Origin of the sequence: Allobosea sp. BH3 (assembly GCF_025499465.1) — a bacterium.
GTDB lineage: Bacteria > Pseudomonadota > Alphaproteobacteria > Rhizobiales > Beijerinckiaceae > Allobosea.
In genome coordinates this window covers 239,722-265,926 of record NZ_JAIMCA010000002.1, presented here as the reverse complement: position 1 = coordinate 265,926, position 26,205 = coordinate 239,722, and the positions used below count along the sequence as shown (strand labels likewise).

Below are 26,205 nucleotides of genomic sequence, written 5' to 3'. Positions count from 1 at the left end.
ACCTCCGAAAGTTTTGATGCGGGCACGGACAGTGCTGGGATGCAGGTTCCCTTCCGCAGGCCCAATCTCGATGGCTTCTATACGAGCCATTTCGATCTATCGCTTCAGTTCGCCACCGACCGGATCACCCGGCGCAGCTTGCCGATCAGCTCGTCGACCTGCGACTCGGTGATGATCAGCGGCGGCGAGAAGGCCAGCGTGTCGGCCGCGGTGCGGACCATCAGCCCCTCCTCGTGGAAGGCGCGGTCCATCGCCTCGTAGCCGCGCTTGCCCACGCCCTCGGCCCGGGGGGCGAGGTCGACCGCGCCGACGAGGCCGAGCGTGCGGATATCGACGACGTTCGGCTCGCCCTTCAGGCTCATCACCGCATCGGCCCAGGCGTTCTCCATGCCGCGCACCCGCTCGAACAGTCCCTCCTCGCGATAGATGTCGAGCGCTGCGAGCGAGGCCGCCGCCGCCAGCGGATGGCCGGAATAGGTGTAGCCGTGGAACAGCTCGATGACGTTGTCCGGGCCGCCCATGAAGGCTTCGTAGATGTGCTTGCGCACGATCACGCCGCCCATCGGCACGGTGCCCGAGGTCACGCCCTTGGCGAAGGTGATCATGTCGGGGATGACGCCGTAGCGCTCGGCGGCGAAAGCGAAGCCGAGGCGGCCGAAGCCGGTGATGACCTCGTCGAAGATCAGCAGGATGCCGTGCTTGTCGCAGATCTCGCGCAGGCGCTTGAGGTAGCCCTTCGGCGGCGGCAGCGCGCCGGTCGAGCCCGCCATCGGCTCGACGATCACGGCGGCGATGGTCGAGGCGTCGTGCAGCGCGACGACCCGCTCGAGATCATCGGCGAAATGCGCGCCATATTCCGGCTCGCCCTTGCTGAAGGCCTGCTTCTCGCGGTCATAGGTGTGGGCGATGTGGTCGACGCCGGTGAGCAGCGAGCCGAAGAACTTGCGGTTGTTCGACATGCCGCCGACCGAGATGCCGCCGAAGCCGACACCGTGATAGCCACGCTCGCGGCCGATCAGGCGGGTCTTGGCGGCCTTGCCGGTGACGTTCCAGTAGGCCAGCGCGATCTTGAGCGCTGAATCGCCCGCTTCCGAGCCGGAGCCGGCGAAGAAGACATGGTCGAGGTCGCCGGGCGCCAATGCCGCGATGCGGGCGGCGGCGGCGAAGACCTTGGGGTGGCCGTACTGGAAGGAGGGGGCGTAATCGAGATCGCGCGCCTGTGCCTGGATCGCCTGGATGATCGGCTCGCGGGAATGGCCGGCATTGCAGCACCAGAGACCGGCGGTGCCGTCCATGACCGGCTTGTTGTCCGGCGTGTAGTAGAACATGCCTTCGGCACGGGCCACCATGCGCGGGTTCTTCTTGAACGACCGGTTGGCCGTGAACGGCATCCAGTAGGCTTCAAGATCGTTCGGCACGGCGGTGGAAGATGCGGAAGTCATGACGGTCCCCTGTGGATTAACTTTAGCGTCAGCCTAGCAGGCGACTCCTTCCTGTAAATCGCCATGATGACGAGCCACGGCTGCGCCAGACGGATAGCGGCCGTGCGGGTGACGTATGGTCGCCGATAGCGTAAAATACCCTTTGGGGCGCATACTGAACGGACCCCGATGACGGACGGCCTCGACGATCCTGGACGGCTGGACGAACGGGCCGCGGCGATCATCCGCGCAGGGCTCGGGCGAATCCTGTCTTCCGATGGCTTTCGCGCCGCGCCCCAGCTTTCCTCCTTCCTGAGCTTCGTCGTCGAGCGCACCGTCGAAGGCCGCGCCTCCGAGCTGAAGGGCTACACGATCGCCGTCGAGGCGCTCGGCCGGCCGGCCGACTTCAACCCCCAGATCGACCCGATCGTCCGGGTCGAGGCCGGCCGGCTGCGGCGTGCCCTGACGCAGTATTATCTGGGGGAAGGGCAGGCCGATCCCGTGCAGATTTCGATGCCGGTCGGTGCCTATGTCCCGGCCTTCACCTTCTCCGCGGTGGCGGAATCGCCGGCGGCCAGTTCTCCCGTAGCGGATGAGAAGCCGGAAGAGTCCGTCGATCCGGCAAAGTCCGAGGCGACGCCGGAGGGCGATGCCACCGCGGCGCGCCGCTGGCCGCTGGCCGCCGTCGCCGCTCTCGTTGCCGCGCTCCTGTCTCTCGGCGCCTGGTATCTCTGGCCGGCGCAGCCGCCGGCCGACAACGCCTCGCAAAGGCTGGCCGAACCTGAACTCGCGGCGCGCGTGCAGCCGGCGATCCTGCACGCGCCGCAGCTCCTGCGGGTCGCGATCACGATCCCGACCCCTCCGGCCGATCCGAAGCTGGCCGATTTACTGGGGCGCTTCTCCGATCTGCTCGTCGATGCCATGGCGCGTTTCGATGATCTGATCACGATCAAGGTGCTGTCGCCCGGCTCCAGGGAGGTAGAGGAGGTCGACTACGTTCTCGAGATGAACATCCAGGCGATCAACCGCGGTGCCGAGGGCTTCGGCCGTCTGCGCTTCGTTCGCGACGGTCGCATCGTCTGGACGACGTCCTCCGGGCGGCCTTCCGTCGAGATGCTGACGGAGGCCGACCTCGCCGAAATGGCGCGCCGCCTGGCCACGAGGCTCGCAGAACCGTTCGGCATCATCCCTGCCGACGCCCGCCAGGGCCCGCCTTCGCCGGCTTCGCGCTGCATTCTGCGCGCCTTCGACTCGCGGCGAACGATGCTGCCTGACGACCGCGTTGCAGCCCAGATCTGCCTCGAACAGCTCGTCGATCAGGACCCGGGCTTCTACCCGGCCTGGGCTCATCTGGCTCTGCTGTTGCTGGGCGATGATGGCGTGAGGGTCGCCCGCGAGGACAAGGCGAAGCTCGAGCGTGCGCTGGCGGCGGCCCTGGCGGCCATCCGGCTCGCCCCATCGGGTGCCCGCGCCTATCAGGCGATGATGAAGGTGCTCCTTGCTCGCGGCGCGGCGGAGGAAGCGATCCAGATGGGCCGGGAAGCGCTCGTGAGGAACCCTTACGACCCAGACATCATGGCGGATCTGGGTGCACTCTTCGTGCGCCGTGGTCGCCCGGCGGAAGGGTTGCCGCTGCTGGAGCGGGCGATCTCGCTGAGCGTCGGTCGGCCGGCGCGCTATGATTTCTATGCCTTCCTGGGCGCGTATCTGACCGGCTCGAAGAAGGGTATCGAGACTTACGCCTCGACGCTCGCCGCCGATCGCACGCCGTTGAACCTGCTCGGTCAGGCCCTGCTGGCCGCCGCGAACGACGATCAGCCGCGTTTGTCGGCTGCCATCAAGGAGCTGGGCGGCAAGGCGCCGCCCTTCGGCCGTGACCCTCACGGCTATCTGCTCGATCGCGGCTTCGGCGAAGATGTAGCGATGCGGCTGCTCGCGACGCTCGGGCTTCCGGCGCGTTAGCGTCCGCGCATGCGGATGGTTCCCGAGTGGACTCCCTTAGAGCTTTGATTCTGAAACGGCTTTCGGATGTGGCCGGATTCCGTTTTGCGGTTCGATGCTCTACTCTGGCGAAAGAGTGGTGATTCGTTCCCAGTTCCGATCCATCCCGTAGCGCGAACACTGCCGTGGCCAGCCCGAGCCTCAAAGCCCTGCATCCTCTCGCTGTACCGCTCATCGGCCTCTCGGCCGGCGCGTCTATTGCGATCCTGCTGCCGGGCGCTCTCGGCGCGGCGCTCGGCCTTCTGGCCGGCGGGGCGGGGTTCATGGCGGCGCTGCAGGCGGCCGAGCGGCGTGGTCTCGTACGGCATGAGCAGGCCCTGGCCGGGCTCGGCGAGGTCAAGGTTCGCCTCGCCACCAATGCGATCAAGCTCGATGCGCTGTCGCAGCGCGTCGAGCAGATGCCGATGCGCGATGCCGACGCAGCGCCGGCGCGCGCCGCCATCCACGAACTCACCGCCGAGGTCGGGCTGCTCGGAGACCTGATCCATCAGGTGGCGACGACGCTCTCCGATCATGAGACGGCCCTGGCGCGCCTGCCGGACAAGATCGTCGGCAGGGTTCAGGGGCATGACATGTTCGCGGGCCTGTCCCCGGTCGATGACGAGGAGGCCCCGGAGGTGTTCCTCGATCCCGAGGCGGCCCGCCGGGCACGGTCCGAGAGGCTTGCCGAGGAACGGGCTGCGGCCGCCCGCGAAGCCGCCGAGGAGGCCGAAGCCGAGCGCGCGGCCCTCATCAGCTCCGCTCTGACGGAAGGCCGGCTCGAGGTCCACCTCCAGCCGGTCGTCTCGCTGCCGCAGCGCCGCACCCGTGGCTATGAGGCGCTGGCGCGGCTGCGGCTGGACGAGAACACGCTCCTCCTGCCGCACGAGTTCCTCGAGACGGTGGAGGAGCGCGGCTTCGGGCCGACGCTGGACGCGCTCGTGCTGACGCGGGCGCTCGCCATCGCGCGCCATCTCGCCTCGAAGGAGGGCGAGATTTTCGTCTCCTGCAATTTCAGCTCGGCGACCTGGGATTCCTCCCGCGCGCTGGCGACCCTGACGCGTATCCTCGACAAATACCGCGAGCATACCGGCCATCTCGTCATCGAGATGCCGCAGGCGGTCTTCCGCTCGCTCGATCCGACGAGCCTCGGCTTGCTCGGCTCCATGTCGGCGAATGGCGTGCGCTTCGCGCTCGACCAGATCTCCGACCTGCGTTTCGATCCGCGCGCCCTGGCGGACAGGGGCGTCCGCTTCCTCAAGGCGCCGGCGACGCTGCTGCAGGAGCTCGTCGAGGGGCGCCTTGCCAGCGATCTCGCGGCAGGGGACCTCGCCGCCATGCTGTCGCGTGCGGGCATCACGCTGGTGGCCGAGAATGTCGAGGATAATCCGACGGCAGCCGATATGATCGAGCTCGGCGTCGCCATGGGGCAGGGCAAGGTTTTCTCGCCGCCGCGCCCGGTCAAGCCGGATGTCTTCGCCGAGCCGGCGTCCGCGACGGTGGGGGATATCCCGGCCGCCGCTCCCGCTGTGCAGCCGGCCCCGGCTTTCGCGGCGGAAGCCGAGGACGAGGCGGATTTCGAGCCGTCGACGGGCCGGGCCTCCGCGACCGGAGCCGTGCTGGCTCGTGTCTTCGGGTTGAAATCGCCGCCTGCGGCCGCCTCGGTCGCCCCCCCGGCGGAGAACCGCCCGCCGGTGCGGCTGCCCTTCCGTGCGGTACTGCGCCGCGCAAGCGCCTGACGCGCGCAGCCCTGCTGCCACCCCGGTTCCTATCCGGTCGAATCCCGTCTAGACCAGCCGGCACGAACCGCAGCCGGAGATCAGACAGTGCCATCGGGGATCGCTTCAACCATCCCGCTCAAGGGCTTTTCCGAGGTCGCGGATCGCTTCGATCTCTGCCTGTGCGATGTCTGGGGCGTGGTCCATAACGGCATCGCCGCCTATCGCGACGCGATCGTGGCGCTGATGCGGATGCGCGAGCGTGGCATCAGCGTCGTGCTCGTCACCAACGCGCCGCGCCCGGCCGATGTCATCATCGGCCAGCTCGACGGCTTCGGCGTTCCGCGCGAGGCATGGGACGCGATCGTCACCTCCGGCGATGTCTGCCGCGCGCTGATCCGCGCCCGCGCCGGCCAGCCGATGTATCGGCTCGGCCCGGACCGCGACCTGCCGCTGATCGCCGGCCTCGATGCGCCCGAGGCCGCCCCGGAAGACGCGGCCTATGTGCTCTGCACGGGCCTTTTCGACGATGAGAAGGACACGCCCGCGACCTATGCCGACCTGCTCGCCGGCTTTGCGGCGCGCGGGCTGCCGCTGATCTGTGCCAACCCCGATCTGGTGGTGGAACGCGGCGGGCGCATCGTGCCCTGCGCCGGTTCGGTCGCGCTGGCCTATGAGGAGATCGGCGGAGAGGCGATCTACGCCGGCAAGCCGCACCGTCCGATCTACGAGGCGGCCTTGGCAGCGGCAGAACAGAAGCGCGGCTCCGCGATCGACCGCAGCCGCATCTGCGCGGTGGGCGACGCGATCCGCACCGACATCGCGGGTGCGGACGCCTTCGGCGCGGCTGGCATCATGGTGCTGGCCGGCATCCACGCGCAGGATCTGATGGAAGCTTCGTGGGAGGATCGTCACGGCTGGTTCGGCCGGCAGACCCACCGGCCCGCCTATGCCATGCCGCATCTGGTCTGGTGAGAAAAAGCCGCCGTCATTCTCGGGCGGAGCGAAGCGCAGACCCGAGAAACTCAGGACGGGAAGGCTCTGGTTGAGGAGATGCTCGGGTCAAGCCCGAGCATGACGGCGCCCCTACCCGAAGGCCTGCCCTCAGGCCGTGGTGCAGACCGATTCGATCTTGGTCTTCAGCGTCTGCGCGTTGAACGGCTTGACGATGTAGTTGCTGACGCCGGCCCGCTTGGCGGCCACGACGTTTTCGGTCTTCGACTCGGCCGTGACGATGATGAACGGCGTCTCCGACAGCTGGTGCTCCTCGCGGACCTTCTGGAGCAGCTCGAAGCCGCTCATCGGTTCCATGTTCCAGTCAGAGATCACCAGCCCGTACTGCTTGTCGCGCATCTTGGCGATGGCGGCCTGGCCGTCCGAGGCGTCGTCGACATTCTCGAAACCGAGCTGCTTCAGGAGGTTGCGGATGATACGGACCATCGTCTGGTAGTCGTCGACCACCAAAATCGGCATGGACGGATCAAGAGCCATTCTGATGCTCCGGGGATGGCAGCTCCGGCGCCGGAGAATGCCGGCGCCGCGCCGCCCGTCATGGCGGCCTCCATTCGTGACGAAGTGATACCCGCCTCGCGTTGCGAAGCGGTTAATCCGATCGCGAAGTGACGCAGGGTCATCATTGCGCCGCACCAAAGTTCAATTGCCCTTATGCTGCGACTGCGAGATGCTGGGCACGAGGACAGAATGATGACTGTGCAGCCGATGCCGGGCGGGCTCTACACCGTCCACACCTTCGAGGATCTGGCCGTCGGCCGGAGCGAAAGCCTGATGCGGACGGTGATGGAGCGCGATGTTTCGCTCTTCGCCGAGCTCTCGGGCGACGCCAATCCGATTCACCTCTGCGACCACTATGCCGCCGGCACCAAGTTCGGCCAGCGCATCGCTCACGGAATGTTGACCGCGAGCCTGATCTCGGCGCTGCTCGGCACGCGGCTGCCTGGCCCCGGCGCGGTCTATCTGTCGCAGACCCTGACGTTCCTGGCTCCGGTCAAGATCGGCGACGTGGTCACCGCCCGCGTCGAGGTGGTCGAGCTGGTGGCGGAACGCCGCCGGGCCCGGCTGTTCTGCGAATGCCTCGTCGACGGCAAGGCCGTGATGGAGGGCGAGGCCTGGGTCGCCATGCCGCCCGCGGCCAAGCGCTGAGCTGCGGCGTTTCGCTCCAGCCGCCTTGACGCCTCGCGCAGCTTGGCGGCAAAGACGCTCCATCGCCTGGCCTGCCGGGCAGCCGGACGTTCGTTGACGATGTCATCCCAAGCCGATGTGCCGCCGAGCCCGGAGCCGGCGGCCGTGGTCCTCGACCCCGACAGGCCTGTTCCCGATGCGCTGCGCGGCGCCGTGCTGGCGCTGGGTAATTTCGACGGCGTCCATCGCGGCCATGCCGAGCTCGCGCGCGCCGCCGCCGCCATGGCCCGCGAACAGGGGACGGTGCCCGCCGCCTTCACCTTCGAGCCGCATCCGCGCAGCGTCTTTCGCCCAGAGGAGCCGGTCTTCCGGCTGACGCCTCCTGCGCTCAAATTCGAGCTGCTGGCCGCGGCCGGGCTGCCGCGCGTCTTCGTCCTGCCCTTCGACCGCGACATCGCCTCCATCGGGGCCGAGCGTTTCGTCGACGAGCTGCTGGTCGGCCAGCTCGGCGCGGCGGGGCTCGTCTGCGGCTACGACTTCCACTTCGGCAAGGGCCGCACCGGCTCGCCGGAGATGCTGCAGGCCCATGGGCTGATGGCGCATGTGCCTGTCGCCGTGGTGCCGCCCTTCTCCTGGCGTGGCGAGGCGGTGTCCTCCAGCCTGATCCGCTCCGCGCTGCAGGAGGGCGATGTCGCCCGCGCCGCCGATTTCCTTGGCCGACCCTGGTTTGTGCGTGGCATCGTGGCGCACGGCGACAAGCGCGGTCGCGATCTCGGCTACCCCACCGCCAACATGCATCTCCCGCGCGACTGCCGCCTGCGCCATGGCATCTATGCCGTGCGGATGCGCATCGACGGCGACTGGCATGACGGCGTCGCGAGCTTCGGCAGTCGCCCGACCTTCGACGATGGCGCGCCGCGGCTGGAAACCTTCGTCTTCGACTTCTCCGGCGATCTCTATGGCCACAAGGTCGATGTCGCCTTCGTCGATTGGCTGCGCAGGGAGGCGAAGTTCGACTCGCTCGAAGCGCTGATCGCGCAGATGGATGCCGACAGCCTGCGCGCACGCGATATCCTTGCCAAGACCCCGCCTTTCTGAAGGACGCCGCCCTTCCTTCCGTAAGCCCCGCCTGCTAGAAGCCCTGCCATGGTCGCCATGCTGATCGATCTCGCCCGGCGAATTACGGGCCCGGCTGCCGCCTCGCGCTAGACAAGGCGCGGGCGCTTGCGCAGTCCGGGTTGAAGATTGCTTTTCCCGTTACAAGCGTGGACGTGCCTGAGGCCCGAGGGGCCGCACGTCCCGATCGCCCGAGCCGGATGATGACCGACAAGACAAACACTGCCAAAGCCCCGCAGGGCTCAGAAACCTCCGCCGAAAGCGTCGATTACTCCCAGACGCTCTTCCTGCCCCAGACCGAGTTCCCCATGCGCGCCGGTCTGCCGCAGCGCGAACCGGAGCTTCTGGCGCGCTGGGCGAAGATCGACCTCTATCGCAAGCTGCGCGAAGCGGGGCAGGGGCGGGACCGCTTCGTCCTGCATGACGGCCCGCCCTATGCCAACGGCAACATCCATATCGGCCATGCGCTGAACAAGGTCCTCAAGGACCTCGTCACGCGCTCACAGCAGATGCTCGGCTACGATTCCAACTATGTGCCGGGCTGGGACTGCCATGGCCTGCCGATCGAATGGAAGATCGAGGAGCAATATCGCGCCAAGGGGCTGAACAAGGACGACGTGCCGGTCGTCGAGTTCCGCAAGGAATGCCGCGCCTTCGCTGAGCACTGGGTCGATATCCAGCGCGCCGAGTTCAAGCGCCTCGGCGTCGAGGGCGACTGGGACGATCCCTATCTCACGATGGCCTATCCCGCCGAGGCGCAGATCGCCCGCGAGATCATGAAATTCGCCGAGACCGGCCAGCTCTATCGCGGCTCCAAGCCGGTGATGTGGTCCGTGGTCGAGAAGACCGCGCTCGCCGAGGCCGAGGTCGAGTACGAGGAGCATACGAGCGACACGGTGTTCGTGACGTTTCCGGTTCAGCAGGCTCCGGCACCGCTCGCCGGCGCTGCGGTCGTCATCTGGACGACCACCCCTTGGACGATCCCAGGCAACCGCGCGATCTCGTACAACCACAAGATCGCCTATGGCCTCTACAAGGTTACGGCAGCGCCTGAGAACAACTGGGCGAAGAGCGGCGCGACTTACATCCTCGCCAAAAACCTCGCCGAGGGCGTCTTCAAGGCGGCGAAGGTCGAGGCTTTCGAGCTGGTTGCCGATGTCCCGGCCGAACAGCTCGGCGGCCTGACCGCAGCCCACCCCCTGCGCGGCCACGGCTACGATTTCGACGTCCCCCTCCTCGACGGCGATCACGTCACTGACGATGCCGGCACGGGCTTCGTCCATACGGCACCAGGCCATGGCCGCGAGGACTTCGACGTCTGGATGGCGAACGGCCGCAAGCTCGCCGAGCGCGGCATCGAAACCCGCATCCCCTACACTGTCGACGCCGATGGTCGCTTTACCAAGGACGCCCCCGGCTTCGAGGGCGCGCAGGTCATCACCGACAAGGGCGAGAAGGGCAACGCCAACGACGTCGTCATCAAGGCGCTGGTCGAGGCCGGCAACATCATCGCGCGCGGCCGCCTGAAGCATCAGTATCCGCATAGCTGGCGCTCGAAGAAGCCGGTCATCTTCCGCAACACGCCGCAATGGTTCATCGCGATGGACAAGGCGGTCGAGACGCTCGGCAACCGCACGCTGCGCGAGGTCGCGCTCGGCGCGATCAAGGACACCGAATGGGTGCCCGCGGCGGGCGAGAACCGCATCAACGGCATGATCGCCAACCGCCCGGACTGGGTGGTCTCGCGCCAGCGCGCCTGGGGCGTGCCGATCACGGTCTTCGTCGAGAAGGAGAGCAAGGCGATCCTCGTCGACGCGAAGGTCAACGCGGCCATCGCCGAGGCCTTCGAGGCCGAGGGTGCGGATGCCTGGTTCAGCGACACGGACGGCGCACGCTTTCTCGCGCCTCACGGCTACGATCCGGCGAAATACGAGCGCGTCACCGACGTGCTCGACGTCTGGTTCGATTCCGGCTCCACCCATGCCTTCACGCTGGAGAAGCGCGCCGATCTGCGCGCCCGCCGGCGCGGCGAGGGTGGCAACGACCGCGTGATGTATCTGGAAGGCTCGGACCAGCATCGCGGCTGGTTCCATTCCAGCCTGCTGGAGAGCTGCGGCACGCGCGGCCGCGCGCCCTATGACGTCGTCCTCACCCATGGCTTCTGCCTGGACGAGAAGGGCGAGAAGATGTCGAAGTCGAAGGGCAACGTCACCGCGCCGCAGGACATCATCAAGGACAGCGGTGCCGACATCCTGCGCCTCTGGGTCGCGGCCGCCGACTATTCGGACGACCTGCGCATCGGCAAGGAAATCCTCAAGACCTTCGTCGAGACCTACCGCAAGCTGCGCAACACGCAGCGCTGGATGCTCGGCACGCTCGCCCATTTCAGCGAAGACGTCCGCGTCACCGAGCCGCAGACTATGCCGGAGCTGGAGCGGCTGATGCTGCATCGCCTCGCCGAGCTGGGTCCGCAGGTCGAGGAGGCCTATCGCACCTACGACTACAAGAAGGTCGTGTTCCTGCTCTCGCAGTTCATGAACACGGAGCTGTCGGCCTTCTATTTCGACGTGCGCAAGGACGCGCTCTATTGCGATCCGCTGTCGAGCCATGTCCGCAAGAGCGCGCTGACGGTCGTCGACCATCTCTTCCGCTGCCTGACGACCTGGCTCGCGCCGATCCTGGTCTTCACCGCGGAGGAAGCCTGGCTGGAGCGCTATCCCTCGCAGAAAGAGAGCGAGGGCTCGGTGCATCTGGAGCGCTTCGCCGCAGCGCCCGAAAGCTGGCTCGACGCCGAGCTTGCCGAGCGCTGGTCGAAGATCCGCCGCGTCCGTCGCGTCGTCACCGGCGCGCTGGAGCTGGAGCGCGCCGCCAAGCGCATCGGCTCCTCGCTGGAGGCCGCGCCGCAGGTCTTCGTCTCCGATCCGGATCTCCTCGCCGCCCTCTCGGGGCTCGATCTCGCCGAGGTCAGCATCACCTCAGACATCCGCATCGAGAGCGGGGAGGGGCCGGCCGACGCCTTCCGCCTCGCCGACGTGCCGGGCGTCGCCGTGGTGCCGCACCGCGCGGACGGCATCAAATGCGCCCGCTCCTGGAAGTATTTCGACCCCAAGACGGCCGATCCCGCCTACCCGCAGGTGACGCCGCGTGACGCGAAGGCTCTCAAGGAACGGGGGGCGCGCGCCTGATGAATTCGGCCCAGCGTTTCGGCCTCGCCACGGTCCTGGTCATCTTCCTGTCCGACCAGGCCCTGAAGATCTGGCTGCTCTATGGGGTGGGGCTCGCCGAGAACGGCCCCTTCGATCTCACGCCTTTCATGACCATCGTGCTCGCCTGGAACCGCGGCATCTCCTACGGACTGTTCCAGCAGGGCACCGATCTCGGCCGCTGGCTGCTCGTCCTGCTGTCCTTCGGCGCGGCCATCTGGCTCTGGCGCTGGATGTGGCGCAGCGAGCGTCGGTTCACCGTGCTCAGCCTCGCCCTCATCATCGGCGGCGCCCTCGGCAACGGGCTCGACCGGGCCGTCTATGGCGCGGTCGTGGACTTCGTGCATCTGCACTGGGGGGATTTCAGCTGGTACATCTTCAACATCGCCGATGTCGCGATCGTTGTCGGGGTGCTCGGTCTGCTGTATGAGTCCTTCCATCCCGAAACTGAAAAGACGGCATGAGATGGTGCGCGCCATCGTTTTGCCGCTGGTTTGGGGTTAGAGGCTCTTAATCAGAGGCTCTTAGACTGATAGTAGGTTTGTCCGAAGGGAGATCGACATGGCCGAACGCATCCGCGTGACGCATCTGCTGCTCGCCGGCGGGCTCGTGCTGGCTGCCCAGCCTGCCCTGGCGCAGGAAGGCATGCTGTTCAAGAACCTGATGGAAGGTGTCTGGGGCACACGCAGCCTTGGCGACGACATCGACTATCGCGCTCGTGCGCCGCTGGTCGTGCCGCCGAGCTCGGCTCTGCCGCGTCCGCAGGACCCCGCGAGCGCGCGCAATGCGGCCTGGCCGAACGATCCCGATGTGGAGCGCCGCAAGAAGGAAGCGAGCCCCGCTCCCTACGTGCCGGCTCTGGGCCTGAACAACAACCCGACGATGTCGGCGCAGGAAATCCGCCGCGGCCGCATCGCCCAGCAGGAGACCGCTCCGCGGGCGCCCGAGGAACAGACCAACTACACCAACCAGATCCAGCCGATCCGCATCGGCCGCGAACTCGCCGCCCGGCGCAACCAGACGTCGACGGACTCGCTGACCTATGGCGCGGAGCCGCCGCGCAAGCTGCTCTCGGAGCCGCCGACCGGTTATCGTATGCCTGTCGGAAGCGCGCCCATCGGCCCCGGCCGCAACGGCCCGGTCGAGGACAAGCAGGCCTCCGGCGAGCGCGAATTCGCCGCTGGCCGCGGCCCGGTGATGCAGCAGTGAGGTTGCCGGCGCGGGCCGAAGGCTCGCGCTCCCCTTGCTGAAGCTCCCCTTGCCGAACCGGCAGCGCCTGACCAAGTTGTCTTTCAGGGCGGGCGCGTCGCGCTCGCCCTTTCTCGTCGATCCGCCCTTTCTCGTCGATCATGGAGACGGCATCAGGTGAATATCCATGCGCGCCGGCAGGAGCAGGCTGAGCCCGTCGAATCCTTCCGGCTGGCCAACGGCCTCGACGTCGTTGTGGTGAGCGACCGCCGCGCGCCGGTGGTCACGCATATGGTCTGGTATCGCAACGGCTCGGCCGACGATCCGGCGGGTAAGTCCGGCATCGCGCATTTCCTCGAGCATCTGATGTTCAAGGGCACGCAGCGCTGGCCGGCCGGCGAGTTCTCCAAGATCGTCGCCGGCTACGGCGGCCAGGAGAATGCCTTCACCTCCTTCGACTACACCGCCTATTTCCAGCGCGTGCCGAAGGAGCATCTGCGCGCGATGATGGATTACGAGGCCGACCGGATGACCGGCCTCTCCTTCGACGAGAGCGTCGTCGCTCCCGAGCGCGACGTCGTCCTGGAAGAGCGCAAGATGCGCGTGGATTCCGATCCCGCCGCCCAGCTCGGCGAAGAGTTTTCCTCGGCGCTCTTCGTTCACCACCCCTACGGCACGCCGATCATCGGCTGGGAGCATGAGATCGAGGGGCTCTCCCGCGACGACGCCTTCGCCTATTACCAGCGCTTTTACACGCCCGAGAACGCGATCCTCGTCGTCGCCGGCGACACCGATGCGGCGGAAGTTCGCCGCCTCGCCGAGGAGAGCTATGGCCGCATCGCCGCGCGCGGCGCCGCGCCCGTCCGCAAGCGTCCGGCCGAGCCGGACCCACGCGCCTCGCGCCGCGTTTCGCTGAACGATCCGCGCGTGCAGCAGCCTTCTTTGCGCCGCGGCTGGCTGACGCCGACCTATACCAGCGGCACGCGCGAGGAGGTGCTGGCGCTGGAGCTCGTCGGCGAGATCCTCGGCGGCGGCACGACCTCGCGGCTCTACCGCAAGCTCTGCGTCGAGCACGAGCTGGCGGCCGGCGCCAGCGCCTATTTCATGAGCTCGATGGTCGACCGCGCCGCGCTCCAGATTTCCGCGAGCCCGCGCCCCGGCGTCACCATGGCGGCGCTGGAAGCCGGGCTCGATGCCGCGCTGGCGACGTTCCTCGCCGACGGGCCAAGCGAGCTCGAAATGGCGCGCGCCCGCACGCGGCTCGTCGCCGAGACGGTCTTCGCGCGCGACAGCCAGTCCTCCCTCGCTCGCATCTTCGGCTCGGCGCTGGCGGTCGGCGAGACGGTCGAGGATGTCGTTTCCTGGCCGCAGCGCATCGAGGCTGTCGGCCGCGATGCGGTGGTCGAGGCCGCGCGCCGCTATCTGCGGCCGGACCGCGGCGTCACTGGCCTGCTGCTGCCGGCCTGACGCGGCCGGTTGACCCTTTCGAACGGGCGGGGCCCCGGCTCCCGCCTCCACAAAATATCCCGCCGACAGGAAGCGACATGAACGCGCCCATTCCGATCCCGGCCCTCAACACGGCGGGCCCCGCCATCACCGTCCAGACCGTCCGCTCGCCGGGCGGCGTCGAGGCCTGGCTGGTCGAAGAGCACAGCCTGCCGCTGATCGCGGTCGATTTCGCTTTCGACGGGGGCACGACGCGTGATCCGCTGGACGCCGCCGGCAGCGCCTATCTGATCTCGGGCCTGCTCGACGAGGGCGCCGGAGACCTCGACGCCGAGGCGTTCCAAGGCCGCATGGCCGATCATGCGATCAGCATCGGCTTCGATGCTCGCCGCGACGATTTCCACGGTCATCTCCAGACCCTGTCGAGCCATCGCGACACGGCCTTCGAGCTGCTCGGGCTGGCGCTCAACAAGCCGCGCTTCGATGCCGACGCGGTGGATCGCGTGCGCGCCCAGATCATCGCAGGCCTCCAGCGACAGGCGCAGAATCCAGACGTGCTTTGCCGCAATGCGCTCTTCGCCGCGGCCTTCCCCGGTCACGCCTATGGCCGCCCCGAGAAGGGCGACGTGGACAGCGTCTCCAGGCTCGACGCCGCGGCGCTGAAGACCCTGACGCCCGTGCTGCTCGACCGGGCCGGCTTGAAGATCGTGGTCGTCGGCGACATCACAGCCGATGAGCTCGCCGGGCGGCTGGACGCGCTGTTCGGCGCGCTGCCGATGGGCGAGGCGCGGCCGCATCCGACGGCAGCGCTGCCAATCCAGGGCCTCGGCCAGACCCATGTGATCGATCTCGACGTGCCGCAGACGGTGCTGCGCTTCTTCGGCCCGGGTCTGATGTGGCACGACCCCGATTTCGTCGCGGGCAGCGTGCTGAACCACATCCTCGGCGGCTCGGCCTTCACGTCCCGCCTCTTCATGGAAGTGCGTGAGAAGCGCGGCCTCGCCTATGGCGTCTCGTCGAGCCTCAGCCCGCTGCGCGAGGGCGCCATGCTGGTCGGCGGCACGGCCACCCGCAACGACCGCGCCGCCGAATCCATGGCGGTGATCCGCGAGGAGATGGCCAAGCTCGCTGCGGACGGTCCGAGCGAGCACGAGGTCGAGGAGGCCAAGCGCTACATCATCGGCTCCTATCCGCTGCGCTTCGACACTTCGCCCAAGATCGCCGGCGAATTGCTGCACCTCACGATCCGCGGCGATACGCCGGATTATCTCGCCCGGCGCAACGGCCTCTTCGCGGCGGTCACGCTCGACGATGTCCGGCGCGTCGCGCAGCGCCTTTTCGGCAAGCCCGACCTGCTCGTGCAGGCGGTTGGCAAGCCGGTCGGATTGGTCTGAATAGGTCCAGGCCCCAACTCATATCTTTTCTGACGATACGGAACCTGCCCATGCTCCAGCAAAGCTTCGAACTCGCGCTCGAATCCAAGGTGGGCAAGGGCGGCATCCCCGATGCCGCCTTCGAGAAGGCGCTGGCCGACCTCGCCCCCGCGCTGGCGAAGCTGCAGGCGCAGGCCAGGGACGGCTCGCTGCCGCTCCTGAAGCTGCCGAGCGACACGGCCGACCTCGGCCCGGTCAAGGCCGCCGCAGAGCGGCTGAAGGCGGGCGGTACCACCGATGTCCTGGTGCTCGGCACCGGCGGCTCCAGCCTCGGCGGCCAGACGCTGGCGCAGCTCACCGGCTACGGCACCTCGGGCCTCTCGCATTTCACCTCCGGCCCGCGCGTCCATTTCATCGATAATCTCGACCCTGCGACCTATGCGGCGCTGCTCGCAAAGCTGCCGCTGAAGACCACCAAATTCGTCGCCATCTCGAAATCGGGCGGCACCGGCGAGACCCTGTTGCAGTCGATCGCGGCCATCGAGGCGCTGCGCGGCGCGCATCTCACGGACCAGCAGATCGGCCAGCATTTCGAGGGGCTCTCCGAGCCGGCGAAATCCGGCAAGCTGCACCCTCTGCGCGCTCTGCTCGAGCCGTTCGGCACGCCCTTCCTCGAACATCACACCGATGTCGGCGGGCGTTACTCCGTGCTGACCAATTGTGGGCTGCTGCCGGCCGCCGTGCTCGGCCTCGATATCGAGGCGCTCCGGCTCGGCGCCGGCCGGGCGGTTGCCCCGCTCTTCGCCGGGAAGGATGTCCGCGCGACGCCCTCCGCCGTCGGCGCGGCGCTGCATCTTGCCGCCATGCGCTCGGGCAAGAACATCGCCGTCCTCATGCCCTATGCCGACAAGCTCGCGCTGCTGACGCGCTGGTGGATGCAACTCTGGGCCGAGAGCCTGGGCAAGGACGGGCAGGGCACGCAGCCCGTCGGCGCGCTCGGGCCCGTCGACCAGCATTCGCAGCAGCAGCTCTATCTCGCCGGCCCCAAGGACAAGTTCTTCACTGTCGTCACGACCGGCGTGAAGGGCAAGGGTCCGCAGATCGACGCTGCTCTGGCGGAAAAGATCGGCCAGGCCGATTTCGCCGGCAAGACCATCGGCGACATGGTGGCGGCCCAAGGCATCGCCATGATCGACACCTTCGCCAAGAATGGCTGCGCGGTGCGCCGCTTCCATGTCGAGCGCATCGATGAGACGAGCCATGGCGAGATGCTGATGCATTTCATGCTGGAGACGATCCTCACCGGCTACGCCATGGGCGTCGATCCCTTCGACCAGCCCGCGGTGGAGGAAGCCAAGCTCCTCGCCAAGCAGTATCTTGCCGAAGGGCGGAGCTGAGTCGGTTCTCAGGCAGAGGCACGTCATGCTCGGGCTTGACCCGAGCATCTCATGACACGAAGGCTCGGGAGCCTCTTTCGGAAAGAGATTCTCGGGTCTGCGCTTCGCTCCGCCCGAGAATGACGCCCGCGCTCCTTCGGTTTGATCGCAGAATTCCATGACCGTCCGCCGCCTCGATCCCATTCTGGTCGACCGCATCGCCGCCGGCGAGGTGATCGAGCGGCCGGCTGCGGCCGTGAAGGAGCTGGTCGAGAACGCCATCGACGCCGGCGCCGGCAGCATCTCCGTCACCATCGCCGGCGGCGGGCGCGAATTGATCCGCGTCGTCGATGACGGCGCCGGCATGACGCCGGAGGACCTCGAACTCGCCGTCGAGCGCCACGCCACCTCGAAGCTGCCCGACGGAGACCTCTTCGCCATCGGCACGCTGGGCTTCCGTGGCGAGGCGCTGCCCTCCATCGGCTCGGTCGCGCGGCTCTCCATCGCGACGCGCCGCCGCGACGCGCCTCAAGGGTCGGGCCTCGTCGTCGAGGCCGGCGAGAAGGGCGTCGTCCGCCCGGTCGCGGCCGCCCCCGGCACGCGCATCGAGGTCTCCGATCTTTTCATCTTCACGCCCGCCCGCCTCAAATTCCTGAAGAGCGACCGCGCCGAGGCGCAGGCCGTCTCCGAGATGCTGCGGCGCCTCGCCATCGCCCATCCCGACATCCGCTTCGCCCTGGAAGGCGAGCATGCCGGCGGCTTCGACTGGCCGGCCGAGCCGCTCGGCGAGGAGGGGCTGCTGCGCCGCCTTGGCCGCGCGCTCGGCCGGGATTTCCCGGAGAACGCCTTGCGGATCGAGGCCGAGCGCGAGGGCTTCCGCCTCTCGGGCTTCGCCGGCCTGCCGACCTTCCATCGCGGCACCTCGGCCGGCGTGCATCTCTCCGTCAACGGCCGCCCGGTGCGCGACAAGCTGCTGCTCTCGGCCGTGCGCGGCGCCTATGCCGACGTCATCCCCTCGGATCGCCACCCGGTGCTCTTCCTCGACATCGGCTGCGATCCGCGCTCCGTCGACGTCAACGTCCACCCGGCCAAGAGCGAGGTGCGCTTCCGCGATCCCGCGCTGGTGCGCGGCCTCGTCGTCTCGGGCCTTAAGGCAGCGCTCGCCGCCGCCGGCCATCGCGCCACCTCGACGGGCGGCGCCCGCACGCTCGACGCCTTCCGCGCCGTGCTCTCCATGGGCGGCAGCGGCAGCAGCATCCCCCGCCCGGTCCCGGAGGCGCCTGGCTGGAGCGCGCCTGCGCCCATGGCCGCGAGCGCGTCCCAATCCGGCTTCTCCGATTTCGCCGCGCCCTCGGCGGATGCCCGCGCCCATCTCGCCGAGCCCTCGCCCGATGCGCTCGACCGGCCGCTCGGCGCCGCCCGCGCCCAGGTCCACGAGACCTACATCGTCGCCCAGACCCGCGAGGGCGTCGTCATCGTCGACCAGCACGCCGCCCATGAGCGGCTGGTCTATGAGCGGCTTAAGGCCGAGCGCGCCCGCACCGGCATCGCTCGTCAGCCGCTTTTATTGCCCGAGGTTGTGGAGCTCGACCCCGTCGATGCCGACCGCCTCAACGCCGCGGCGGGTGAGCTCGAAGGCCTCGGCCTCGTCATCGAGCCTTTCGGCCCCGGCGCGGTGCTGGTGCGCGAGGCCCCGAGCCAGCTCGCCGGCGGCAACCTCCAGAAGCTGGTGCGCGACGTCGCCGATGCGCTGGCCGAGCAGGGCCAGATCTCGTCAGTTCCGGGCTCGCTGGAAAGGCGCCTCGACCATGTCCTGGCGACGATGGCATGCCACAACTCGGTCCGCGCCGGCCGCCGCCTGCGCCCCGAAGAAATGGATGCGCTGCTGCGCGAAATGGAGGTCACGCCCAATTCCGGCCAGTGCAACCACGGGCGGCCGACTTATGTTGAGCTGAAGCTGTCGGATATCGAGAGGCTGTTCGGGCGGCGGTGAGGGCAGCCGAAGAACTGCTGCAACCTAGCAAGCCAGCAGCCGGACGGTACTTGGATCGAAACCGGAGCACGGCTGGTTATATCGGACGCCCGAGCGGCCGCGGCTGGGGACCGAATACGAATAGGTCGGCTCGATCGAGACGCTGCCTTGCAACGGGGCGACGTAGCTCGGCTGCCGCCTGGATTGATCGATGGCCTCGAGCGTCAGGGCTCCGAGGAGCCCGCCGACGCCCCCAAGCAGTGCATGCAGGACCAGATCGTTTCGGGCTTGCGCCTGATTGAGCGGCATCGCTGCGAAGCAGGCGAGTGCGATAACCGCAGTAATCGAGGTGCGGTGCATAGTGCTGGCTTTCTTGCGGTGGCGGCAGCGCGTCCTACCAAGCCCTGCCTTTAGGGCACGCTAAGGAAGCTAGTAAGCGTGGCCTTAACGCGATTCACGAGAGCGCGGGGCCGCGCCGATTCCAGCTGGTGCAACCACGGGCGGCCGATCTGTATCAAGCTGAAGCTGGCGGATATCGAGCGGCTGTTTGGGAGACGGTGAGGGGTCAGGTCGGCCGGTAGAAGCCGGAGTCGAGATTTTCGAGAGTGATGCCGGCGTCGGCAGCCTGCGGATACCATTTCGAGTCCGCGATGTCCTGAAGCTCCCGCCGGGCGGCAACGTAGTCGACGGCGAGATTGGCCCAGGCAGCCGATAGACGAACCTGCATGTTGGGATGACCGAACAGTTTCAGGAGAACACGGCGCTGGTCTCCGGGCCGAGATTTGAGCTCGGCCTCCAGAGTCCAGATGCGCCGGACGAGACGATTGGCTCGCGCGTTCTCGTCGCCTTCCATGGCATCATACTGCTCGACGCAGAGCTGCTCGAAAAGCCGAACGATTTCAGTGTCCGACAAGGCCTTCAGATTCGTGCGCTGCGTCATTTGAGCACTCCGAATTTACGCAAGGCCTGATGCCCGACACGGACATGATCGGACCAGTCTCTGCCACGCAGATAGTCGCGCGGCGCTTGACCGCCGAAGCTTGTATTCGGCCGAGTGTACCACCCCGTAATCTCGTGATGCTTATGTCGCGGCACGCTGATCACATTGTCCACGCCGTCGATCGCGGAGCTCGGGAAGCCTTCGCGTGATCCGGCGCCCTGCTCGACGATATGGTGATCATCATAGCCCAGTCGCCGACCGCCGACATGCTGCTGAAGCTCGTCGAGCGTCTTCGGCTCGTCCAGATAGGACCGGATTGACGGATATTCGGTGTAGAGCCAATGCCCTGCCTCGATCGCTGTAACCACCGCGCCGATCGGGCCTGCGCGTCGTAGCAGTTGGCGCGCAATCGCTTTCGCCATGGCCTAGGCAGCTTGGGTCTTGGAAGCTTGGTCTTTTGGCGGGTCCTTGGGAGATTCGGGAAGATCGAGGGCCGGGCCGCCATTATCGCCGATGCCGGGTTGTCGACTTTGGCCTGAGCCTTCGCCACCAGCCCATTGGCCGCCTTCCGGACTGCCGGCCGGAACGCGGGGCTGATCGGGATTGAAGCCGCCTTTCGCGGTCAGTCGATAAAAACGAGTATGGTTTCGCGCTGTGGATCGGCGGTACAACCACAACGCTCGTTGATAGGATTCGATTGATGGCAGGGTTGGCATCCGGCGCTTGATCTCCGCGACGGATGCGGAGACTAAGCGCGGCCGAGAGGCCGGGGATAAGTCCGGCGCCGGTTACTGCGCCCGCAGCACCATCACCTGCGTCTCGCCATAGGCCCGCCGCTCCAGCTCCTCGAAGCCTTCCGGCAGCGCCACCTCGGCATCGGCGGCCTCTTCCAGCACGATGAGCGCGCCGGGCTCCAGCCAGCCGCCGTCGCGGGCAGAGATCAGCGCCTTTTCGCCCAGCCCCTTGCGATAGGGCGGGTCGCAGAAGACGAGGCCGAACGGCGCCATGCCGGTGATCGGGCCGAGCTTGGTCGCGTCGCGGCGGAAGATGCGGCTGAAGCCGGCGAGCCCCAGCGCCATCTGGTTTTCGCGGATGATGCCGCGCGCCTCCGCCCCGTCATCGACGAGCAGCGCGAAGCCCGCCCCGCGCGAAAGCGCTTCGAAGGCCATCGCGCCCGTGCCGGCGAAGAGATCGAGCACGCGCGCGCCGTCCATCGCACCATCATAGGCATGCGCCAGCACGTTGAAGAGCGACTCACGCAGGCGGTCCGAGGTCGGCCTGATGCTGCCGATCCCCGGCTTCGGGCCGGCCAGAGGCCGGCCGCCCAGGCGCCCGCCGACGATCCGCATCGATCAGCCGCGCCTGTCGCCGCCGCCGGGGCGTGGCCCCCTGCCGCCCGGGCGCGGGCCCTTGCCGCCGCCGGGCTTTCCACCGCCCGGCCTGCCGCCACCACTCGGCTTGCCGCCGAAGGGGCGCCCGCCGCCGCTCGGCCGCTCCGAGGAGCGCGCACCGAAGCTTTTGCCGCCGGGCTTGTCCCCAAAGCTGCGGCCACGCGGCCGGTCATCGGCCGGCCGTTCGCTGAAGCGGCGCGCAGGACGTTCGGCTCCCTCGCGGGGCGCGCGTTCCGGGCGATCGCCGCGCGGGGCGTGATCCTGCCAGGGACGATCGCCGCCTCGGTCGCGCCCGCTGAAGTCCTCGCGGGGGCGCCGCGCCGGCCGTTCGCCGCCGCCGGGCCGGTCGAAGGAGCGGGGTGCACGGGCCTCGTCTCCGCCGCGTTCGCTGAAGCGACGTGCGGGACGTTCGGCTCCCTCGCGGGGCGCACGTTCTGGCCGATCGCCGCGCGGGGCGCGATCCTGCCGGGGGCGATCGTCGCCTCGGTCGCGCCCGCCAAAGTCTTCGCGCGGGCGCCGCGCCGGGCGCTCGCCGCCGCTGGGCCGGTCGAAGGAGCGGGGTGCGCGCGCCTCGTCGCCGCCGCGCTCGCTGCGCGGCTTGCGGTCTGGCCTGCGCTTGCTCTCGCGCGGTGCCTCGGCGTCCTCGCGCGGGGGCGCGCTGACGCGTTCGACCAGCACGCGCCGGCCCTTCGGGTCGGCGATGGCCTTGTCGCGGCGACGCGCGACGGAGCCCGTTTCCTCACGGCTCTGGCGTTCCGCCTTCGGGTCGGCGCCGCGCCGCGGCGGCGCCTTGCGCTCGCGCTGCGGCTCGGTCTCGGCGTCGCGCCAGACGGTGCGGGTCCAGGGCCTGTCGCCGCGCAGTTCGCGCACGGCTTCGCGGCGCGCTTCGTCCTCGCGGTCGGCGGGCTCGCGGCGGCGGCGCGGGCGGTCGTCGGCCGCAGGCGCGGGACGCGGCGCAGCCGGCAGGGCATCCCGGCGCGGCGCCTCGAAATCGGCGCCCGCCTTGGCGGAAAGCTCGGTGCCGAGCTGGTCCTGCAACACCCGCGAGCGGATCTCGTCGGCCTCGCCCTCGGGCAGGTCGCCGAGCTGGAAGGGGCCGAAGGAGATGCGGATCAACCGGTTCACCGTCAGCCCGAGATGCTCGAGCACGGTCTTGACCTCGCGGTTCTTGCCCTCGCGCAGGTCGACCGTCAGCCAGGTGTTGAAGCCCTGCTGGCGTTCGAAGCGGGCGATCACCGGGCCGTAATGCACGCCCTCGATGGTGACGCCATCCTTCACCGTGTCGAGCACGTCCTGCGTCACCTCGCCGAAGGCGCGCACGCGGTAGCGCCGGAGCCAGCCGGTCTCCGGCAGCTCCAGCACGCGCGAGAGCCCGCCATCATTGGTCAGCAGCAGCAGGCCTTCGGTGTTGATGTCGAGCCGGCCGACAGTGAGCACGCGCGGCAGGTCTTCCGGCAGCGCGTCGAAGACGGTGGGGCGGCCTTCCGGGTCGAAGTTGGTCGTAACCACGCCGCGGGGCTTGTGATAGAGCCAGAGCCGGGTGCGCTCGCGTGCCGGCAAGGGCTCGCCATCGACCAGCACAACGTCGTTCGGCCCGACATCCAGCGCCGGGCTTTCCAGCACCTTGCCGTTCACGCTGACGCGGCCTTCCGCGATCATCGCCTCGCTGTCGCGGCGCGATGCGATGCCGGCGCGCGCCATCACCTTGGCGATCCGCTCCGGCTCCTGCGCCTCGATCAGCTTGCGCTCGGGCTCGGCCTCGCGCGGACGGCGCGGGCGATCCTCGTAACCGCCGCCTTCCGCCCGCGGCGGGCGCGGCCTGCTGAAGCGCTTCTCGCCGTCGCGGGCCGGGCCGCCGCGCGGGGGCCTACCGAAACCGCCGCGCGTCTCGCCTTCGCTCTTGAAGCGCGCGGGCCTCTCGTCGCCCTCCCGGCGCTGGCGCGGTGCATCGCCCTCGGCGCGTGCGGGCCGCTCGAAGCGGCGGGTCGGGCGTTCCTCGCGGGCCGAGTGGCCTCCGAAAGGCCGGCGCTCGCCGTCGCGTGGCGCGCCGCGTCCCTCGTCGCCGGTGCGACGCTCGCGCGGCGCCTCGCCCTCGCTGTGCGCAGGGCGTTCGAAGCGGCGGGCCGGGCGCTCCTCGCCAGGCGAATGGCCGCGGAACGGCCGGCGGTCGCCGTCGCGCGGCGCGCCGCGTCCCTCGCCGCCGCTGCTCCGGCTGCCGAAGCTCTTGCCGGGGCCTTTGCCGCCCGGGCCTTTGCCGCCGGAACCCTGGCCGCCGAAGCCTTTTCCGCCAGAGCCTTGACCGCCGCCACGGCCGCCGGCGCCACCACCCTTGCGCGGGCCGCGGCCTCTGTTGTTGTTGTCGTCCGACATGACTGCTCCTGAGCCGGCCGAGCACATCCGCTTTGCGGAGAGGCCTGGCTCGATTATGCGCTATGACCGGCGCTTGTAGCAGAGGCTTTTGCCGGCTGCGAGCGTCAAAGCAGAGGTTCGTGATGCCGCAGTTGAAACCGTCCCTTGCGCCCGATGCGATGGCGCTCGCCTTCGACGAGGCGAAGGCCGCCGCCTTGCGTGGCGAGGTTCCGGTCGGCGCGGCGGTGGTGCGCGACGGCGTCCTTCTCGCCAGCGCCGGCAACCGCACGCTCGAGCTGATGGACCCGACCGCCCATGCCGAGATGCTGGCGCTGCGTCTGGCCTGCGAGGCGATCGGCAGCGAACGGCTGATCGGCTGCGATCTCTACGTCACGCTGGAACCCTGCCCGATGTGCGCGGCGGCGATCTCGTTTTCCCGGATCAGGCGGCTTTACTTCGGCGCTGGCGACCCGAAGGGCGGGGCAGTCGAGAACGGCGTCAGGCTCTATGAAAGCCCCACCTGCCACCACGCGCCGGAGGTCTATGGTGGCCTGCGCGAGAGCGAAGCCGCGACGCTGCTGAAGGATTTCTTCCGCGAGCGGCGCTGAGTGTCAGGTATCCGACGAGCTGATGCCGAATTTCTGCGCGAGCTGGGCGCGGTCCATGCAGGAGACGTCATAGCTCACCTGCCGGCCCTTGAAATCGGGACGCTTGGCGAATTCCTTCGTCATGGAGCGGGTGATGTCGTCGATGCGGGCCTCGCAGGCCGCCGCCGTGGTGAACCCCATCTCGCTGATGCGGACGGAGCTGCACTTCGCTTCGCCGGCGACACAGGCCAGGACGACCATCGTGAAGGCATCCATCCGCTTCTCTCTCCTGCCTTGTCTGGGAGACTGCGACGATAGGGTTGGCGGCCGGTTAACGGCCCATTTGGCTTAAAGCAAGAAGCGCGCCCTCCCGATCAGGGCGGCGCGCTCAAAGGTCGCAGAGGCGAGGGGCAGCCTCAGCCGAGGCTCCGCCAGCACAGATAGCCGCCGAGCCCGAGCAGCCCTGCGAAGAAGCACAGCCGGAAAGTCGCGGCCGAGATGCGCCCGCGGATGAACTGGCCAGCCGCCATGCCCGCCAGCGCCGGCACGAGCGCCAGAACCGAGTGCCCCGCCACCGTCAGGTTGAGCGCGCCTGCCCCGATCAGGCCTGCGGAGAGCGCCAGCGTCGAGACGATGAAGGAGAGGCCGAGCGCCTGCACCAGCTCGTCCTTGTCGAACCCCAGCGCCTGCAGATAGGGCACGGCCGGCAGCACGAAGACACCGGTCGCGGCCGTCACGACGCCGGTCGCGAAGCCGATGACGGGGCCGAGCCAGCCTTCCCAGGTCGGCGGCACGCGCAGCTTCGCGGCCTTCAGGCCGACGAGCGCGTAGAGCACCAGCGCCAGCCCGAGCCAGAGCGTCGCCGAGCCGTCCTTTTCCTGCTGCAGCAGCCCGGCTCCGGCCCAGGTGCCGATGCAGATGGCGGCCAGCATCGGCCAGAGCCGCCGCAGCGTGCTGCCGAGCTTCGGGCCGGTGGCGATCTGCCAGCCATTGGTGGCGATGTTGGGGATGGCCAGCAGCGCGGCCGCCTGGGCCGGGGCCATGACCACCCCGAGGACGCCGACCGCGATGGTCGGCAGCCCCAGCCCGATCACGCCTTTGACGAAGCCCGCGAGCACGAAGGTCGCGGCGATGAAGAGGAGAAGGCTCGTATCCATGGCTTCCTTCTGGCATCGCGCGCGGCGCTTGTCGTGAGCCGATGTTACGGTCGTGGCCGTAGCGTTCCCGCTTGCGGGCCAGTCCCACTGGAGCATGATGGAGCGATGAGCACGCAAGGCCCCTACCTCGCGGAGATCGCCCATCTGATGGGAGACCCGGCCCGCGCCAACATGCTGCACGCGCTGATGGACGGCCGGGCGCTGACGGCCAAGGAACTGGCCTGGCTCGCCGGCGTCGCGCCGCAGACCGCGAGCGGCCACCTTGCCAAGCTGATGCAGGGCGGTCTGCTCGCCGTCGCGGTCCAGGGGCGCCACCGTTATTTCCGGCTGGCCGGCGCCGAGGTTGCGCAGGCCCTGGAAGGGCTGATGGTGCTGGCGGGCGCGGAAACGGCGCGCCGGCGTCTGCCCTCCCGCGTCGGCGCGGAATTGAGCGAGGCCCGCACCTGCTACGATCATTTCGCCGGCCGCCTCGGCATCGGCATCCATGATGCGCTGGTCGCGGGCGGTCATCTCAGCGTCGCCGATGGCGGCTATGGCTTGACGGGCTCGGGGGAGGCGATCTTCGCCGCGCTCGGCGTCACCCCTGCGGCCAAGGCGAGCCGGCGCGCAGCCCTGCGCCCCTGCCTCGACTGGAGCGAGCGCCGGCCACATCTGGCGGGTTCGCTCGCGGCGGCGCTGGCCTGCCGCTGCTTCGAGGCGGGCTGGGTGCTGCGCCGCAAGGACAGCCGCGCGGTGACGCTGACCGGCGCGGGCAGGGCGGCGCTGGCTGCGGCGCTGCCGGGCTTTGCCTGCGACGTGCCGGAAGCGCCTGCGCAGGCTGCTGCCATGGAACCCGCAGAGGCCTGAGCG

The 26,205-nt window shown here is 68.7% G+C and carries 23 protein-coding genes; 14 read left to right on the top strand and 9 right to left on the bottom strand.

From position 1 onward, the window contains the following. Positions 1-104: 104 nt before the first annotated feature. Positions 105-1,442, bottom strand: a complete 1,338-nt coding sequence (aptA, locus tag BoBH3_RS06265; protein WP_262329911.1) for an omega-aminotransferase AptA — start codon at positions 1,440-1,442, stop codon at positions 105-107. 168 nt (positions 1,443-1,610) lie between these two features. On the opposite strand from aptA, the gene BoBH3_RS06260 reads away from it, so the two are divergent. The 3 genes from BoBH3_RS06260 to BoBH3_RS06250 all read left to right on the top strand — a co-directional run bounded on the left by BoBH3_RS06260 (position 1,611) and on the right by BoBH3_RS06250 (position 6,094). Beyond that, positions 1,611-3,383, top strand: coding sequence for a tetratricopeptide repeat protein (locus tag BoBH3_RS06260; RefSeq protein WP_262329910.1), 1,773 nt, complete (start codon positions 1,611-1,613; stop codon positions 3,381-3,383). A gap of 164 nt (positions 3,384-3,547) precedes the next feature. Further along, positions 3,548-5,140 carry an EAL domain-containing protein gene (locus tag BoBH3_RS06255; RefSeq protein WP_262329909.1) on the top strand — a complete coding sequence of 531 codons (1,593 nt, stop codon included), beginning with the start codon at positions 3,548-3,550 and terminating at the stop codon, positions 5,138-5,140. 87 nt (positions 5,141-5,227) lie between these two features. Beyond that, positions 5,228-6,094 (top strand): TIGR01459 family HAD-type hydrolase, encoded by an 867-nt coding sequence (locus tag BoBH3_RS06250; protein WP_262329908.1) that lies wholly within the window; start codon positions 5,228-5,230, stop codon positions 6,092-6,094. A 129-nt stretch (positions 6,095-6,223) separates the two neighbouring features. Here the strand turns inward: BoBH3_RS06250 and BoBH3_RS06245 are convergent, their stop codons facing one another. Then, positions 6,224-6,610, bottom strand: coding sequence for a response regulator (locus BoBH3_RS06245; RefSeq protein WP_262329907.1), 387 nt, complete (start codon positions 6,608-6,610; stop codon positions 6,224-6,226). 210 nt (positions 6,611-6,820) lie between these two features. On the opposite strand from BoBH3_RS06245, the gene BoBH3_RS06240 reads away from it, so the two are divergent. The 9 genes from BoBH3_RS06240 (at position 6,821) to mutL (ending at position 18,953) form a co-directional block, all read left to right on the top strand. Then, on the top strand, positions 6,821-7,279 hold the full coding sequence (locus BoBH3_RS06240) for a MaoC family dehydratase (RefSeq protein WP_316045088.1): 459 nt from the start codon (positions 6,821-6,823) through the stop codon (positions 7,277-7,279). Positions 7,280-7,378: 99 nt separating this feature from the next. Then, positions 7,379-8,356 carry a bifunctional riboflavin kinase/FAD synthetase gene (locus BoBH3_RS06235; RefSeq protein ID WP_262329906.1) on the top strand — a complete coding sequence of 326 codons (978 nt, stop codon included), beginning with the start codon at positions 7,379-7,381 and terminating at the stop codon, positions 8,354-8,356. 221 nt (positions 8,357-8,577) lie between these two features. Then, complete coding sequence (gene ileS, locus BoBH3_RS06230; RefSeq protein ID WP_262329905.1) at positions 8,578-11,559, top strand: isoleucine--tRNA ligase; 2,982 nt, start codon at positions 8,578-8,580, stop codon at positions 11,557-11,559. Continuing rightward, a complete protein-coding gene (gene lspA / locus BoBH3_RS06225; protein ID WP_262329904.1) occupies positions 11,559-12,041 on the top strand; it encodes a signal peptidase II in 483 nt (160 codons plus the stop codon). The genes ileS and lspA overlap by 1 nt, the downstream gene beginning before the upstream one ends. A 97-nt stretch (positions 12,042-12,138) precedes the next feature. Further along, the gene (locus tag BoBH3_RS06220) at positions 12,139-12,786 is read left to right on the top strand and encodes a hypothetical protein (RefSeq protein WP_262329903.1); all 648 of its coding nucleotides are present in this window, start codon (positions 12,139-12,141) and stop codon (positions 12,784-12,786) included. A gap of 156 nt (positions 12,787-12,942) precedes the next feature. Next, positions 12,943-14,232: a M16 family metallopeptidase gene (locus BoBH3_RS06215; RefSeq protein ID WP_262329902.1), complete on the top strand. Its 1,290-nt coding sequence runs from the start codon at positions 12,943-12,945 to the stop codon at positions 14,230-14,232. 77 nt (positions 14,233-14,309) lie between these two features. Continuing rightward, positions 14,310-15,605 carry a M16 family metallopeptidase gene (locus BoBH3_RS06210; protein ID WP_262329901.1) on the top strand — a complete coding sequence of 432 codons (1,296 nt, stop codon included), beginning with the start codon at positions 14,310-14,312 and terminating at the stop codon, positions 15,603-15,605. Positions 15,606-15,655: 50 nt separating this feature from the next. Further along, a complete protein-coding gene (locus tag BoBH3_RS06205) occupies positions 15,656-16,981 on the top strand; it encodes a glucose-6-phosphate isomerase (RefSeq protein ID WP_262329900.1) in 1,326 nt (441 codons plus the stop codon). A gap of 157 nt (positions 16,982-17,138) precedes the next feature. Next, positions 17,139-18,953: a DNA mismatch repair endonuclease MutL gene (gene mutL, locus BoBH3_RS06200; protein WP_262329899.1), complete on the top strand. Its 1,815-nt coding sequence runs from the start codon at positions 17,139-17,141 to the stop codon at positions 18,951-18,953. Positions 18,954-18,977: 24 nt separating this feature from the next. On the opposite strand, the gene BoBH3_RS06195 is transcribed toward mutL, so the two are convergent. From BoBH3_RS06195 to BoBH3_RS06175, 5 genes are all read right to left on the bottom strand, one after another. Further along, the gene (locus BoBH3_RS06195; RefSeq protein ID WP_262329898.1) at positions 18,978-19,292 is read right to left on the bottom strand and encodes a hypothetical protein; all 315 of its coding nucleotides are present in this window, start codon (positions 19,290-19,292) and stop codon (positions 18,978-18,980) included. A 205-nt stretch (positions 19,293-19,497) separates the two neighbouring features. Beyond that, positions 19,498-19,872, bottom strand: a complete 375-nt coding sequence (locus BoBH3_RS06190; RefSeq protein ID WP_262329897.1) for a DUF2019 domain-containing protein — start codon at positions 19,870-19,872, stop codon at positions 19,498-19,500. Then, the gene (locus tag BoBH3_RS06185) at positions 19,869-20,294 is read right to left on the bottom strand and encodes a hypothetical protein (RefSeq protein ID WP_262329896.1); all 426 of its coding nucleotides are present in this window, start codon (positions 20,292-20,294) and stop codon (positions 19,869-19,871) included. Before BoBH3_RS06185 ends, BoBH3_RS06190 begins: the two co-directional genes overlap by 4 nt. A gap of 366 nt (positions 20,295-20,660) precedes the next feature. Continuing rightward, positions 20,661-21,221 (bottom strand): 16S rRNA (guanine(966)-N(2))-methyltransferase RsmD, encoded by a 561-nt coding sequence (gene rsmD / locus BoBH3_RS06180; protein ID WP_262329895.1) that lies wholly within the window; start codon positions 21,219-21,221, stop codon positions 20,661-20,663. Positions 21,222-21,224: 3 nt separating this feature from the next. Then, on the bottom strand, positions 21,225-23,003 hold the full coding sequence (locus tag BoBH3_RS06175) for a pseudouridine synthase (protein ID WP_262330442.1): 1,779 nt from the start codon (positions 23,001-23,003) through the stop codon (positions 21,225-21,227). A 752-nt stretch (positions 23,004-23,755) separates the two neighbouring features. Here BoBH3_RS06175 and BoBH3_RS06170 point away from each other — a divergent pair. After that, positions 23,756-24,220, top strand: a complete 465-nt coding sequence (locus BoBH3_RS06170; protein ID WP_262329894.1) for a nucleoside deaminase — start codon at positions 23,756-23,758, stop codon at positions 24,218-24,220. Between the two features lie 3 nt (positions 24,221-24,223). On the opposite strand, the gene BoBH3_RS06165 is transcribed toward BoBH3_RS06170, so the two are convergent. Then, a complete protein-coding gene (locus BoBH3_RS06165; RefSeq protein ID WP_262329893.1) occupies positions 24,224-24,475 on the bottom strand; it encodes a hypothetical protein in 252 nt (83 codons plus the stop codon). A gap of 140 nt (positions 24,476-24,615) precedes the next feature. Further along, positions 24,616-25,356 (bottom strand): sulfite exporter TauE/SafE family protein, encoded by a 741-nt coding sequence (locus BoBH3_RS06160; RefSeq protein WP_262329892.1) that lies wholly within the window; start codon positions 25,354-25,356, stop codon positions 24,616-24,618. A 105-nt stretch (positions 25,357-25,461) separates the two neighbouring features. Here BoBH3_RS06160 and BoBH3_RS06155 point away from each other — a divergent pair, with 105 nt between their 5' ends. Continuing rightward, complete coding sequence (locus BoBH3_RS06155; protein ID WP_262329891.1) at positions 25,462-26,202, top strand: ArsR/SmtB family transcription factor; 741 nt, start codon at positions 25,462-25,464, stop codon at positions 26,200-26,202. Positions 26,203-26,205 lie beyond the last annotated feature (3 nt).

Excerpts from the sequence above, each read along its gene's own strand:
- aptA (WP_262329911.1), bottom strand. The coding sequence starts at position 1,442 with ATGACTTCCGCATCTTCCACCGCCGTGCCGAACGATCTTGAAGCCTAC.
- BoBH3_RS06260 (WP_262329910.1), top strand. The coding sequence starts at position 1,611 with ATGACGGACGGCCTCGACGATCCTGGACGGCTGGACGAACGGGCCGCG.
- BoBH3_RS06245 (WP_262329907.1), bottom strand. The coding sequence starts at position 6,610 with ATGGCTCTTGATCCGTCCATGCCGATTTTGGTGGTCGACGACTACCAG.
- BoBH3_RS06240 (WP_316045088.1), top strand. The coding sequence starts at position 6,821 with ATGATGACTGTGCAGCCGATGCCGGGCGGGCTCTACACCGTCCACACC.
- BoBH3_RS06235 (WP_262329906.1), top strand. The coding sequence starts at position 7,379 with ATGTCATCCCAAGCCGATGTGCCGCCGAGCCCGGAGCCGGCGGCCGTG.
- ileS (WP_262329905.1), top strand. The coding sequence starts at position 8,578 with ATGACCGACAAGACAAACACTGCCAAAGCCCCGCAGGGCTCAGAAACC.
- lspA (WP_262329904.1), top strand. The coding sequence starts at position 11,559 with ATGAATTCGGCCCAGCGTTTCGGCCTCGCCACGGTCCTGGTCATCTTC.
- BoBH3_RS06220 (WP_262329903.1), top strand. The coding sequence starts at position 12,139 with ATGGCCGAACGCATCCGCGTGACGCATCTGCTGCTCGCCGGCGGGCTC.
- BoBH3_RS06210 (WP_262329901.1), top strand. The coding sequence starts at position 14,310 with ATGAACGCGCCCATTCCGATCCCGGCCCTCAACACGGCGGGCCCCGCC.
- BoBH3_RS06205 (WP_262329900.1), top strand. The coding sequence starts at position 15,656 with ATGCTCCAGCAAAGCTTCGAACTCGCGCTCGAATCCAAGGTGGGCAAG.
- mutL (WP_262329899.1), top strand. The coding sequence starts at position 17,139 with ATGACCGTCCGCCGCCTCGATCCCATTCTGGTCGACCGCATCGCCGCC.
- BoBH3_RS06195 (WP_262329898.1), bottom strand. The coding sequence starts at position 19,292 with ATGCACCGCACCTCGATTACTGCGGTTATCGCACTCGCCTGCTTCGCA.
- BoBH3_RS06190 (WP_262329897.1), bottom strand. The coding sequence starts at position 19,872 with ATGACGCAGCGCACGAATCTGAAGGCCTTGTCGGACACTGAAATCGTT.
- BoBH3_RS06185 (WP_262329896.1), bottom strand. The coding sequence starts at position 20,294 with ATGGCGAAAGCGATTGCGCGCCAACTGCTACGACGCGCAGGCCCGATC.
- rsmD (WP_262329895.1), bottom strand. The coding sequence starts at position 21,221 with ATGCGGATCGTCGGCGGGCGCCTGGGCGGCCGGCCTCTGGCCGGCCCG.
- BoBH3_RS06170 (WP_262329894.1), top strand. The coding sequence starts at position 23,756 with ATGCCGCAGTTGAAACCGTCCCTTGCGCCCGATGCGATGGCGCTCGCC.
- BoBH3_RS06165 (WP_262329893.1), bottom strand. The coding sequence starts at position 24,475 with ATGGATGCCTTCACGATGGTCGTCCTGGCCTGTGTCGCCGGCGAAGCG.
- BoBH3_RS06160 (WP_262329892.1), bottom strand. The coding sequence starts at position 25,356 with ATGGATACGAGCCTTCTCCTCTTCATCGCCGCGACCTTCGTGCTCGCG.
- BoBH3_RS06155 (WP_262329891.1), top strand. The coding sequence starts at position 25,462 with ATGAGCACGCAAGGCCCCTACCTCGCGGAGATCGCCCATCTGATGGGA.